The sequence below is a fragment of the Mesorhizobium sp. M8A.F.Ca.ET.165.01.1.1 genome, from assembly GCF_004792065.1.
Classification (GTDB): Bacteria; Pseudomonadota; Alphaproteobacteria; order Rhizobiales; family Rhizobiaceae; genus Mesorhizobium.
The window spans coordinates 586,930-599,517 of the sequence record NZ_SRTH01000001.1 but is presented as its reverse complement, the minus strand read 5'-3'; the positions used below and the strand labels follow the sequence as shown (position 1 = coordinate 599,517).

The window sequence follows — 12,588 nt, the reverse complement described above, 5'->3', positions numbered from 1 at the left end:
GGGTTGCCGCCAAGGATAGCCGTTGACAGCCGTCGCCTCCCGCCGACGCCATTGCCGCATTGCACAAATTTCCGAGCATGCCCACAATGCGGGCATGATCCGAACTTCACTCGCCGTCCTGGTGATCGACGAAAACCGCATCCGTGCTTCGATAATCGAGGCTGGCTTGCGCGAGGCGGGCCATCAGCGGGTCACCGTCATCCATGACGTCAGTGGCATTGCGCGCCGCATCGCCGAGATCGAACCCGACGTCATCGTCATCGACCTGGAAAACCCCAACCGCGACATGCTGGAAAACATGTTCCAGCTGTCACGTGCGGTAAAGCGGCCGATCGCCATGTTCGTCGACCGCTCCGACCAGGCCTCGATCGAGGCCGCGGTCGATGCCGGCGTTTCGGCCTATGTCGTCGACGGGTTGAGGCAGGAGCGCGTCAAGCCGATCCTCGACATGGCGGTGAGCCGCTTCAACGCTTTCTCGCGCATGGCGCGCGAACTGGACGAGGCGCGCAGCGAGCTCGAGAGCCGCAAGGTGATCGACCGCGCCAAGGGCATCCTGATGAAATCGCGCGGCCTGAGCGAAGAGGCCGCCTATACGCTGCTGCGCAAGACGGCGATGAACCAGAACCGCAAGATCAGCGATATCGCCCAGAGCCTGGTGACTGCCGCCGGGCTTCTCGGACCGGAGGACGAATAGACATGGGCGCCGAGCACCAGATCACCGCCGGCTTCATGCCGCTTTTCGATAGCGCCGTCCTGGCGGCAGCCGGCGAACTGGGCTTTGCCGCGCGCGAAGGCATCGATCTGGCGCTGCACCGCGAGACGTCCTGGGCCAACATCCGCGACCGCATCGCCATCGGCCATTTCGACCTTGCGCACATGCTGGGACCGATGCCGCTTGCCTGCAATCTTGGCCTCACCCCCCTCGCCTCCGAGACCATCGTGCCCTTTTCGCTGGGGCTCGGTGGCAACTGCGTCACCATCTCCAACGCCGTCTGGGCCGGCATGGCGGCGCACGGCGCCGTACCCGATCTCGATCCGGCTCGCGCCGGCGCGGCCCTCGGTGCGTTCATCCGCGAGCGGGCGGCCGCCGGCCGCGAGGCGCTGCGCTTTGCCGTCGTGCACCCGCATTCCGGGCACAATTACGAACTGCGCTACTGGCTTGCCGCCTGCGGCATCGATCCAGAGCGGCAGATCGAGATCGTGATTGTGCCGCCGCCCTTCATGGCCGACGCGCTGGCCACTGGGCGCATCGACGGCTATTGCGTCGGCGAACCCTGGAACAGCGCCGCGGTGGCGGCCGGCACCGGCCATATCGTCACCGTGAAGGCGCTGCTCTGGCGCAACAGCCCGGAAAAGGTCATCGGCGCGCGCAAGGCCTGGGCCGAGCAAAATCCCGAGGCCCTGGCTGCACTGCTGCGCGCATTGCATCACTCGGCGCGCTGGTGCCAGGACCCGGCAAATCGTGGTGAACTGGCGGCGCTGATGGCGCAGCCCGGCTTCCTTGGCCAGGAGGCGGCCGTTCAGATGCCGATCCTGACCGGGCATCTGCAGCTCGGCGGCGGCGCACAGCGGGCCGTCGAGGACTTCTTCGTGCCTTTCGACAAGGCCGCCAATTTCCCCTGGAAGAGCCATGCGCTGTGGTTCTACACCCAGATGGTGCGCTGGGGTCATGTCGCGCACACGCCGGAGAATCTCGCCATCGCCCGCGACTGCTACCGGCCCGACCTTTACCGGTCGGCGCTGAAGCCGCTCGGCGTCGCGCTGCCGGGCGCCAATGCCAAGGTCGAGGGTGCGCTGAAGGTGGCGACCCCGGTGGGCTCGGCGGGCGCCAGCCTGGTGCTCGGCCCGGACGGCTTCTTCAACGGCCAGATCTTCGATCCGGACGAGATCGACGCCTATGTCGACAGCCAAAAAACGACCCTCGGAGAAGCCTGATCATTTCTGCGCCATCCTTTTGCATTGCACAAAAATTATGCGCCCCTGTAGGCAAGGTGATCAATGTTTGACCCCAATCGCGGTGGATCGAGTTGCCGCGTGATGCTCCGATCCCACTGAATTCATTTGATGTTTTCTTCCAGAGGGAAACTGGCACGGTTCCTGCTTTGAAATGAACGAGCCCTTCTCGGGCAACGGAACAGGCGTCCAATGGCGGGCGCCACAGGCAAAGCTGCCGCTCAGGTCACTGCGCAATCCCCAGGGATGCGCGAAGGCCTGGACGGCGGCTTTTTTGTTTTTGGCCGAACACGCAATCGACGGCGCTTCCAAGGCGCTCAACCGGAGACGACGATGACGAAACGGATTGGAACTGGCACGTCCCTCAAGGATTTCACCCGCCGTGATTTTCTGGCCAGCAGCGCGCTGACGGCGGGACTGTTTATTGCCGCAAGGACATTGTTTCCCGCTGGCGCCCATGCCGAAGGCAAAGGTCCCGAAGTGACCGGCGCCAAGCTCGGCTTCATCGCGCTGACCGATGCCGCGCCTCTGATCATCGCCAAGGAGAAAGGCCTGTTCGCGAAATTCGGCATGCCTGATGTCGAGGTGCTCAAGCAGGCCTCCTGGGGTGCGACGCGAGACAATCTGATGCTCGGAGGCGAAGCCAACGGCATCGACGGCGCCCACATCCTGACGCCGATGCCTTATCTCATGCACACCGGCAAGGTGACGCAGAACAACCAGCCGCTGCCGATGGCAATCGTCGCTCGCCTCAACTACGATTGCCAGGGCATTTCAGTAGCCCAGGAGTATGCCGCCACCGGCGTCGGCCTCGATGCCTCCAAGCTGAAGGACGCCTTCGCCGCCAAGAAGGCGGCAGGCAAGGAGGTCAAGGCCGCCATGACCTTCCCGGGCGGCACACATGATCTGTGGCTGCGCTACTGGCTGGCCGCCGGCGGCATCAACCCCGACAAGGACGTCTCGACCATCGTCGTGCCGCCGCCGCAGATGGTGGCCAACATGAAGGTCGGCAACATGGACGTGTTCTGCGTCGGCGAACCGTGGAACGAACAGCTCGTCCACCAGGGCGTCGGCTTCACCGCCGCCACGACCGGCGAGATCTGGAAGGGTCATCCGGAAAAGGCGCTCGGCCTGCGCGCCGCCTTCATCGAGAAATATCCGAACGCCACCAAGGCGATCGTCATGGCGGTGATGGCGGCACAGCAATGGTGCGACGCCAAGGAGAACAAGGACGAGATGGCCGCCATCATCGGCAAGCGGCAATGGATGAACGTGCCTGTCGCCGACATCGTCGGCCGCCTCAAGGGCGACATCAACTACGGCAACGGCCGGGTCGCCACCGCCACCGACCTCTACATGAAATTCTGGAAGGGCGGCGTCTCCTATCCATTCAAGAGCCACGACAGCTGGTTCCTCGCCGAGAACATCCGCTGGGGCAAGTTCGCGCCGACCACAGACATCAAGGCGCTGGTCGACCAGGTCAACCGCGAGGATATCTGGCGCGAGGCAGCCAAGGAACTCGGTGTCGCGGCAAGCGACATCCCGGCCTCGTCTTCGCGCGGCGTCGAGACTTTCTTCGACGGCAAGACTTTCGATCCGGCCAACCCCTCGGCTTATCTCGACAGCCTGACGATCAAGGCATCGGCCTAGTCAGGCCAAACGGCATTTCGCCGTCTCTCGTTCAGTTCGACCAGACGCCACGGAGTTTTCCCAGGACATGTCCATCCAAGTCATCGAGGACACCAAGGTAAAAGCATTCCCGGCCAAGCCGGCCGAGGTGGTCGCCTTCACCGCCAAGACGCGGCGGCGCATTGATCTGGTATCGATCGCAGGCAAGGTCGCCAGCGCCCTCGTCCCGCCCGCCATCGTCATCGCCCTTCTGCTCGTCGTCTGGCAGGTCGCCTGCTCGTCGCCGACGGCAAGCCTGCCGCCGCCGAGCCAGGTATGGAACGAAGCCTATGACCTGATCGCGCATCCGTTCTTCGACAACGGCCCCCAGGACATCGGTCTTGCCTGGCGGGTGCTGATCTCGCTGCAGCGCGTCGCCATCGGCTTCGGCATGGCGGCGGTGGTCGGCGTCGCGCTCGGCGCGCTGGTCGGTCAGTCGGTCTGGGCGATGCGCGGCCTCGATCCGGTGTTCCAGATCCTGCGCACCGTGCCGCCGCTCGCCTGGCTGCCACTGTCGCTCGCCGCCTTCCGCGACTCCAATCCATCGGCGCTGTTCGTGATCTTCATCACCTCGATCTGGCCGGTCATCATCAACACCGCCGTCGGCGTGCGCAACATCCCGCAGGACTACCGCAACGTCGCCCGCATCCTGCGGCTGAACCAGCTCGAATTCTTCGTCAAGATCATGGTGCCGGCCGCGGCGCCTTACATCTTCACCGGCTTGAGGATCGGCATCGGCCTATCCTGGCTTGCCATCGTCGCAGCCGAAATGCTGACCGGCGGCGTCGGCATCGGCTTCTTCATCTGGGACGCGTGGAACTCGTCACGGCTGCCCGACATCATCGTCGCGCTCGCCTATATCGGCGTCACCGGCTTCTGCCTCGACCGCCTGGTCGCGGCGGTCGGCGCCTTTGTCACCCGCGGCACGACGGCAAAGTGAGGACAGCGCCATGACCGCCTATCTCAAACTCGACCACATCGACAAATCCTTCGCGCGTGGCGGCCAGGTCAGCGAGGTGCTGAGGGACATCAGGCTGACCATCCACAAGGGTGAATTCGTCTCCATCATAGGTCATTCGGGTTGCGGCAAGTCGACCTTGCTCAACCTGATCGCCGGCTTGACCAAGATTTCCGCCGGCGCCGTGCTTTTGGAAGACAAGGAAGTCGACAGCCCCGGCCCCGAACGTGCCGTGGTGTTCCAGAACCATTCGCTGTTGCCGTGGCTGACCGTCTACGAAAACATCAACCTGGCGGTGTCGAAAGTCTTCGGCCGTTCGAAGAGCAAGGCCGAGCGGCATGACTGGATCATGCGCAATCTCGACCTCGTGCAGATGGCGCATGCAAGCGACAAGCGCCCGGCCGAAATCTCCGGCGGCATGAAGCAGCGCGTCGGCATCGCACGGGCGTTGGCCATGGAGCCCAAGATCCTGCTGCTCGACGAGCCGTTCGGAGCTCTCGACGCGCTGACGCGCGCCCATCTGCAGGACGCCGTGATGGATATCCATTCCAGGCTCGGCTCGACGACGATCATGATCACCCATGACGTCGACGAGGCGGTGCTGCTGTCCGACCGCATCGTCATGATGACCAACGGTCCGGCCGCGACCATCGGCGAAGTGCTTCCCGTGCCGCTGGCGCGGCCACGCCGGCGCATCGAACTTGCTTCCGACCGCACCTTCCTGCGCTGCCGCGAGGCGGTGCTGAAATTCCTCTACGAACGCCACCGCTTCGTCGAAGCCGCGGAGTAACGCCATGACCGAAAAACTCGTCATCATCGGCAACGGCATGGCCCCCGGGCGCATGCTGGAGCATCTGCTGGAGCAGGCGCCGGGCCGCTACGCCGTCACCATCTTCAACGCCGAGCCGCGCGTGAACTACGACCGCATCATGCTGTCACCGGTTCTCTCCGGCGAGAAGGCCTATGAGGAAATCATCATCCATGGCGACGGATGGTACATCAAGCACGGCATCACCCTCTACAAAGGCCACAAGATCGTGGCCATCGACCGGACGGCGAAGACGATCACCTCCGATCATGGCGTCACCGAGCCCTACGACAAGCTCGTCATCGCCACCGGCTCGGTGCCGTTCATCATCCCGGTGCCGGGCCACAATCTGCCGGGCGTACTGACCTATCGCGACCTGGACGACGTCCAGGCAATGATGCTCGCCGCCCAGTCGCGGGCCAAGGCCGTGGTCATCGGCGGCGGCCTGCTCGGATTGGAGGCGGCGGCCGGCCTCAACGCGCAAGGCATGGACGTCACCGTGCTGCATGTCATGCCGACGCTGATGGAGCGCCAACTCGATCCGGCCGCCGGCTATCTCCTGCAGCGCGCGGTGGAGGAGCGCGGCATCAAGGTCATCACCAAGGCCAACACCCAGGCGATTACGGGCAATGGCAAGGTCGAGCAGGTGGAACTCGCCGACGGCACCATCATCCCGGCGACGCTGGTGGTGATGGCGGTCGGCATCAGGCCAAACGCCGCGCTGGCCAAGGATGCAGGCGTCGCCGTCAACAGAGGCATCGTCGTCGATGCCGGCATGCGCAGCAACGACCCCGACATCTTCGCGCTCGGCGAATGCGCCGAGGTGGGCGGTATGGTTTATGGGCTGGTGGCGCCGCTCTACGAGATGGCGCGTGTTGCCGCTCATCAGCTTGCCGGCGACGAGACCGCCGCCTTCGTCCACATGGACACGCCGACCAAGCTCAAGGTCACCGGCATCGACCTCTTTTCGCTCGGCGACTTCGCCGACGGCGACGACCGCCAGGAGATCGTGCTGCGCGATGCTTCCGCCGGCGTCTACAAACGCCTGGTGCTCAAGGACGACCGCATCATCGGCACGGTGCTTTATGGCGAGACATCGGACGGCGCCTGGTTCAACGACCTGAAGAAGAAACAGACCGACATATCGCAAATGCGCGATACGTTGATCTTCGGCCAGTCCTACCAGGGGGGTGCCCCGCTGGACCCTATGGCGGCCGTTGCAGCCTTGCCGGATGATGCGGAAATCTGCGGCTGCAACGGCGTTTGCAAGGGCAAGATCACGGGCGCGATCACGGGCAAGGGCCTGACTTCGCTCGACGACGTGCGCGCCCACACCAAGGCGTCGGCCTCCTGCGGCTCCTGCACCGGGCTGGTCGAAAAGCTGATGGTGTTGACCCTCGGCGACACCTACAACCCGGCCGCCGTACAGCCCATGTGCTCCTGCACCACGTTCGGCCATGACGAGGTGCGCCGGCTGATCAAGGCCAAGGCGCTGAAGACCATTCCGGCGGTCATGCAGGAACTGGAATGGAAGACCTCCTGCGGCTGCGCCAAATGCCGGCCGGCGCTCAACTACTACCTCGTCTGCGACTGGCCTGACGACTACGCCGACGACTACCAGTCGCGCTTCATCAACGAGCGCGTCCACGCCAACATCCAGAAGGACGGCACCTATTCGGTGGTGCCGCGCATGTGGGGCGGCGTGACCAACGCCGCCGAACTGCGCGCCATCGCCGACGTCGTCGACAAGTTCGAGATCCCGATGGTCAAGGTCACTGGCGGCCAGCGCATCGACATGCTCGGCATCCGCAAGGAGGATTTGCCGGCGGTGTGGGCCGATCTCGGCCAGGCCGGCTTCGTTTCCGGCCATGCTTACGCCAAGGGGCTGCGCACGGTGAAGACCTGCGTCGGCTCGGACTGGTGCCGCTTCGGGACGCAGGATTCGACCGGTCTCGGCATTCGCATCGAGAAATTCATGTGGGGCTCGTGGACCCCCGCCAAGGTCAAGATGGCGGTGTCGGGTTGTCCGCGCAACTGCGCCGAGGCGACGTGCAAGGATGTCGGCGTGATCTGCGTCGACAGCGGCTACGAGATCCACTTCGCCGGTGCCGCCGGTCTCGATATCAAGGGCACGGAAGTGCTCGGCCTGGTCAGGACCGAGGACGAGGCGCTGGAGCACATCGTGGCGCTGACGCAGATGTATCGCGAGCAAGGCCGATACCTCGAGCGCATCTACAAATGGGCCAAGCGCATCGGCATAGCCGAGGTCAAGCGCCAGATCATGGACGATGGCGAGAAGCGTCGAGCCTATTACGAGCGCTTCGTCTTTTCGCAGAAGTTTGCCCAGGTCGATCCGTGGTCCGAGCGCGTCTCCGGCAAGGACAAGCACGAGTTCCGGCCGATGGCTTCGGTCGGGTTTGCGCAGGCGGCGGAGTGATGGAGATGTCAGCGCGAGCCACCCCCCTCTGGCCTGCCGGCCATCTCCCCCTCAAGGGGGGAGATCGATCACCATGGCGGCCTTCGCCAATTGTCGACGTTGCAGAATGGGCGGTGAGCCTGAAGCTGCCAATCTCCCCCCTTGAGGGGGAGATGTCCGGCAGGACAGAGGGGGGCGCCTGGGCGCGATCCTATCAAGCAAAGGCAGTGCTATGAACTGGATCGCCATCGGCACCCTCTCCGACATTCCCCGGCGGGGCGCGCGTTGCGTCGCCACACCACAAGGCAAGATCGCCGTCTTCCGCACAGCGGACGACGCGGTCTTCGCCATCGAGGACCACTGCCCTCACAAGGGCGGACCGCTGAGCCAGGGCATCATCCATGGCGCGGCCGTGACGTGCCCTCTGCACAATTGGGTCATCTCGCTGGAGACGGGCAAGGCGCTTGGCGCCGACGAAGGCGCCGTGCGCACCATTCCCGTGAAGCGGGAAGGCGAGCGCCTGTTCATCGCGCTGGAAGCGCTGGCCAGCCGCGCCGCCTGACATGGAGATCGTTGAAGCGCGAGAGGTGAGGACCACCTGCCCCTATTGCGGGGTGGGCTGCGGCGTGCTGGCAAAGGTCGCCACGGACGGGCAGGTGTCCGTCCGTGGCGACCCCGATCATCCGGCGAATTTCGGCCGGCTATGCTCGAAGGGCTCCGCGCTCGCCGAGACCATCGGCCTCGACGGCCGGTTGCTCGGTCCGCAAATCCACGGCCGGGGCTCCTCTTGGGACGAGGCGCTCGACCTCGTCGCCTCGACCTTCTCGCAAGTCGTTACCGACCATGGTCCCGACGCGGTCGCCTTCTACGTCTCCGGCCAGTTGCTGACCGAGGATTACTACCTCGCCAACAAGCTGATGAAGGGCTTTGTCGGCTCGGCCAACATCGACACCAATTCGCGGCTCTGCATGGCTTCGTCCGTCGCCGGCCACCGCCGCGCCTTCGGCTCCGACACGGTGCCGGGAAGCTACGAGGATCTGGAACTGGCTGATCTGGTCGTGCTGGTCGGATCCAACCTCGCCTGGTGCCATCCGGTGCTTTATCAGCGCATCGCGGCTGCCCGCGAAAAACGGCCCGAGATGAAGGTGGTGCTGGTCGACCCGCGCCGCACCATGACATCTGATATCGCCGACATGCACCTGGCGATCGCGCCGGATGGCGACGTCGCCCTGTTCACCGGCCTGCTGGCATGGCTCGGTCAGCACAATGCGCTCGACCGTGCCTATATCACGGCGCATACGTCCGGCTTTGGACAGGCACTGTTCGCCGCCTCGGCGCTCGACCTTGCCGGCGTCGCTGCCGCCACGGGGCTCAGCGAAGACGAGATCGGCCGTTTCTACAGCCTGTTTGCCAGGACCGAAAAGACCGTCACCGTCTACAGCCAGGGCGTCAACCAGTCGTCCCAGGGCACCGACAAGGTCAACGCCATCATCAACTGCCATCTTGCCACTGGCCGTATCGGAAAGCCCGGCGCCGGACCGTTCTCGGTCACCGGCCAGCCCAATGCCATGGGCGGCCGCGAGGTCGGCGGCATGGCCAACATGCTCGCCGCCCATATGGAGATCGAAAATCTCGAGCATCGCGAACGCGTGCGTCGCTTCTGGAAGACACCGGAGATTGCAGGCAAGCCCGGCCTCAAGGCGGTCGAGATGTTCAAGGCGGTTGCCGACGGGCGCGTGAAAGCACTGTGGATCATGGCCACCAACCCGGTCGATTCGATGCCGGATGCAGGCGCCGTCGAAGCGGCGATCAAGGCCTGCCCCTTCGTGGTGGTGTCGGACGTGCTGGCCGAGACCGACACGGTCCGCCATGCCCATGTCCGGCTGCCGGCGACGGCCTGGGGCGAGAAGGACGGCACCGTCACCAATTCCGAGCGCTGCATCTCGCGCCAGCGCGCGTTCTTGCCGGCCCCCGGCGAGGCGCGGCCCGACTGGTGGATCATTGCCGAGGTGGCGCGGCGCATGGGCTTTGACGACGCGTTTGCGCATGAAACGCCAGCGGAGATTTTTGCTGAGCACGCCGCGTTGTCAGGATTCGAGAATGACGGCGCGCGGGATTTTGACATCGGGGCCTATGCTGATGTTGACGCCGATGGGTATGAAGCGCTTGCGCCGTTTCAGTGGCCAGCACTTCAGCCAGGCGGAAGTACTCAAGCTGAACCTCCGCCCGACGCGGTCAACTCGACCGGGCACCAGCCCACTCGCTTCTTCGCCAACGGCAACTTCTACACGCCCGACCGCAAGGCGCGCTTCATCGCCATCCGCCCGACCGTCGAAACCCGCACCACCCCCGACTTCCCGCTCATCCTCAACACTGGCCGCATCCGCGACCACTGGCATACCATGACCCGCACCGGCAAAAGCCCGCGCCTGTCCCAGCACATCGCCGAGCCCTTCGTCGAAATCCACCCGGTGGATGCGCAACGCCACGGCGTTGGCGATGCTGACATCGCACGCGTCTCGACTCCGCGCGGCGAAGTGCTGGTCCGCGCGCTGGTGACCACGCGCCAGCGTCAGGGCAGCCTGTTCGCGCCGATGCACTGGACCGATCAATTCGCCGCCAGGGGTCGGCTCGACACGCTCACCACATCGCTTACCGATCCGGTGTCGGGCCAGCCGGCGCTGAAGCATGTCGCGGCCCGCATCGAGAAATTCACCGCTCGGGCATTCGGCTTTGCCGTGACACGCAAAAGGCCCGTGGCGATGGCCGACTATTGGGCGGTAGCCAGATGCCGGGGCGGCTGGCGGGTCGAGCTCGCCTTTGCCCACGACGATGTCGACTGGACGGCCTTCGCCGGTTCGCTCTTCGATGCTGCGGATGGCGAAATGCTTGCCTATCACGACCGCGAGGCCGGCCAGCACCGCATCGCCGCCTTCGACGGCGAGCATCTGGCGGGTGCCTTGTTCATCGCGCCCGGTCCGGTCGCGGTGTCGCGCGGCTGGGCGGCCGAGCAACTCGATGAGGTCCACGCCAGCCAGCGGCAGCGTTTCAGGATCGTCGCCGGCCGCGCCGGTGCCGAGCGGCCAGATGCCGGCGCGACCGTCTGCTCCTGTTTCAACGTTGGGGTCAACCAGATCACGGCTGCCGTGGCGGCTGGCTGCACCAGCGTCGACGCCATCGGCGCCACGCTGAAGGCGGGCACCAATTGCGGCTCCTGCCGGTCCGAGATCCGGGCGATCATCGCGGCCAATCGGGTCCAGGCCGCCGAGTGAAGGCGACATGCCCCCCGCCGGGCCGGCCTGAACTCCGGTCGGAAGGTGGGATCGAACCTGTCCAACAGTTAATTCGACTTCGCCGGGGGTGATGGGGGTGAAAGATGCCTCCATGGACCAGCAAAAGGAAATGCCCCTGCGGACAACCGTCGCACCACGCCGCTCGCTTGGCTGGATTCCACCGTTCGGCTGACCATAGTTGGGAGGCGTTTTCCAAGCCATGGCAAGCGGTTGGCGGAATGCGCATGTAACCGTGCCGTGGATCTGTGGCTCGGCTGGCCCTGTCCTTCGCAATTGGTACGTCTGGACACGCGTGGTGAAGACTGGAAAATGGGGAACGCAACCTCGCCATCCGAGGTGATTCAAAGCATCGGGAGATCAGCGCTGAATCTGGAAGACATAGCCGGCCATCCGGCCTTGCACCGCTACGTTCAGGAACAGTCGCAGTCCCTGATCCGTATCTACGAGGAAAGCCCGCGGCTGGCTTCCATCTTTGCCACCCAGCAGCGTTGGCTGTTGGGTCATGTCGGCCTTGCCATGCACTTCAGGCGCGACCCGAATGACCGCCGCAAGGAACTGACCGTATCGCGTTTCATCGAGGTCGTGCACAAGAACGCGGTGGCCAGCCGCAATACCGCGGACGCCTTCATCAAGGAGATGCTGCACTACAACATCGCCGAGTATGTGGCGGGCGGGGACGGTCGCACGCATCCCCTGCAGCCGACAGCGGCGACCATCGAGCGATTCACCGGCTGGGTAACAGCCCATCTGCGCACGCTTGACCATATCGACGGCGGCGACCGGCTGGCCAGATATTTGGAGCGTCCCGAGATGCTTGCCACACTGCAGCCCCTGGTGGCTGACGGACTGCTTGCGTCCAAGCCGGTGCGCGAACCCAACCAGACCTTTTCCCTGTTCATCTGGCTCAACAATGGCGGCATCGTCATGGACTGGCTGATGTCGGGCATCGACCCCGCCCACGCCGGCCTGGAGCGGATTCCGACCAGCGTGGTTTCGATCGGTGACTTCGCCAAATGGCTCAAGCTGTCGCGGACCCATCTCGGCCGCAAACTGCGCACGGCAGAGGAGCTCGGCAGCATTGGCTGGCTTGGTCAGCGCGGCCATTCGGTGATGTGGGTGTCGCACCGATTTTACGAGGAATACATGACCGTCCAGGCGGCCAAGCTGGCCGTCGTCGACACGGCCTTCAAGGCCTGCTTCCCGCCATCGCAAGGCGACGGCTGAGCAGCGGCACACGAGAGCCATTTCAGCCGTGATACGTTTCCGTCCGGAATTGTGCCAGAACAGGTGGATTGACCGGTTCCGCGTTTGCGTGGCTGCGCGACGCCGACGACCTCGGCAGCGTCGGCAGGCTCTGCCAGCGCCCAGTTACGAAAAAGCCGACGCTGGACAAGTGTCGGAAGCTGTCCAGCGTTACAGCCGCGTGTACACCCTCCACCTGTGTCGATTGATGCTCGCGCAGCTGATCGACCTGACGGGGGCACCCCTGGCA

At 64.7% G+C, this 12,588-nt stretch carries 9 protein-coding genes; all 9 read left to right on the top strand.

The annotated features are described in order from the left end of the window. The first annotated feature begins 94 nt into the window (after window positions 1-94). The 9 genes from EN808_RS02890 (at window position 95) to EN808_RS02845 (ending at window position 12,320) form a co-directional block, all read left to right on the top strand. On the top strand, window positions 95-694 hold the full coding sequence (locus EN808_RS02890; protein ID WP_135915077.1) for an ANTAR domain-containing response regulator: 600 nt from the start codon (window positions 95-97) through the stop codon (window positions 692-694). A 2-nt stretch (window positions 695-696) separates the two neighbouring features. Then, window positions 697-1,935, top strand: coding sequence for a CmpA/NrtA family ABC transporter substrate-binding protein (locus tag EN808_RS02885; protein ID WP_189524043.1), 1,239 nt, complete (start codon window positions 697-699; stop codon window positions 1,933-1,935). A 351-nt stretch (window positions 1,936-2,286) separates the two neighbouring features. Further along, a complete protein-coding gene (locus EN808_RS02880; protein WP_135915075.1) occupies window positions 2,287-3,603 on the top strand; it encodes a CmpA/NrtA family ABC transporter substrate-binding protein in 1,317 nt (438 codons plus the stop codon). Between the two features lie 67 nt (window positions 3,604-3,670). Next, entirely contained in the window at window positions 3,671-4,561 is an 891-nt protein-coding gene (gene ntrB / locus EN808_RS02875) for a nitrate ABC transporter permease (RefSeq protein ID WP_127869845.1), read from the top strand. 10 nt (window positions 4,562-4,571) lie between these two features. After that, window positions 4,572-5,369, top strand: coding sequence for an ABC transporter ATP-binding protein (locus EN808_RS02870; RefSeq protein ID WP_127275595.1), 798 nt, complete (start codon window positions 4,572-4,574; stop codon window positions 5,367-5,369). Between the two features lie 4 nt (window positions 5,370-5,373). Then, entirely contained in the window at window positions 5,374-7,824 is a 2,451-nt protein-coding gene (gene nirB, locus EN808_RS02865; RefSeq protein WP_127869847.1) for a nitrite reductase large subunit NirB, read from the top strand. A 211-nt stretch (window positions 7,825-8,035) separates the two neighbouring features. Next, window positions 8,036-8,365 carry a nitrite reductase small subunit NirD gene (gene nirD / locus EN808_RS02855; RefSeq protein WP_127275597.1) on the top strand — a complete coding sequence of 110 codons (330 nt, stop codon included), beginning with the start codon at window positions 8,036-8,038 and terminating at the stop codon, window positions 8,363-8,365. Between the two features lies 1 nt (window position 8,366). Continuing rightward, complete coding sequence (locus EN808_RS02850) at window positions 8,367-11,075, top strand: nitrate reductase (protein WP_135915074.1); 2,709 nt, start codon at window positions 8,367-8,369, stop codon at window positions 11,073-11,075. A gap of 330 nt (window positions 11,076-11,405) precedes the next feature. Beyond that, window positions 11,406-12,320 (top strand): hypothetical protein, encoded by a 915-nt coding sequence (locus EN808_RS02845; RefSeq protein ID WP_127869850.1) that lies wholly within the window; start codon window positions 11,406-11,408, stop codon window positions 12,318-12,320. The last annotated feature ends 268 nt before the right edge of the window (window positions 12,321-12,588 follow it).

Coding starts and splice junctions, on each gene's coding strand:
- EN808_RS02890 (WP_135915077.1), top strand. CDS start 95: ATGATCCGAACTTCACTCGCCGTCCTGGTGATCGACGAAAACCGCATC.
- EN808_RS02885 (WP_189524043.1), top strand. CDS start 697: ATGGGCGCCGAGCACCAGATCACCGCCGGCTTCATGCCGCTTTTCGAT.
- EN808_RS02880 (WP_135915075.1), top strand. CDS start 2,287: ATGACGAAACGGATTGGAACTGGCACGTCCCTCAAGGATTTCACCCGC.
- ntrB (WP_127869845.1), top strand. CDS start 3,671: ATGTCCATCCAAGTCATCGAGGACACCAAGGTAAAAGCATTCCCGGCC.
- EN808_RS02870 (WP_127275595.1), top strand. CDS start 4,572: ATGACCGCCTATCTCAAACTCGACCACATCGACAAATCCTTCGCGCGT.
- nirB (WP_127869847.1), top strand. CDS start 5,374: ATGACCGAAAAACTCGTCATCATCGGCAACGGCATGGCCCCCGGGCGC.
- nirD (WP_127275597.1), top strand. CDS start 8,036: ATGAACTGGATCGCCATCGGCACCCTCTCCGACATTCCCCGGCGGGGC.
- EN808_RS02850 (WP_135915074.1), top strand. CDS start 8,367: ATGGAGATCGTTGAAGCGCGAGAGGTGAGGACCACCTGCCCCTATTGC.
- EN808_RS02845 (WP_127869850.1), top strand. CDS start 11,406: ATGGGGAACGCAACCTCGCCATCCGAGGTGATTCAAAGCATCGGGAGA.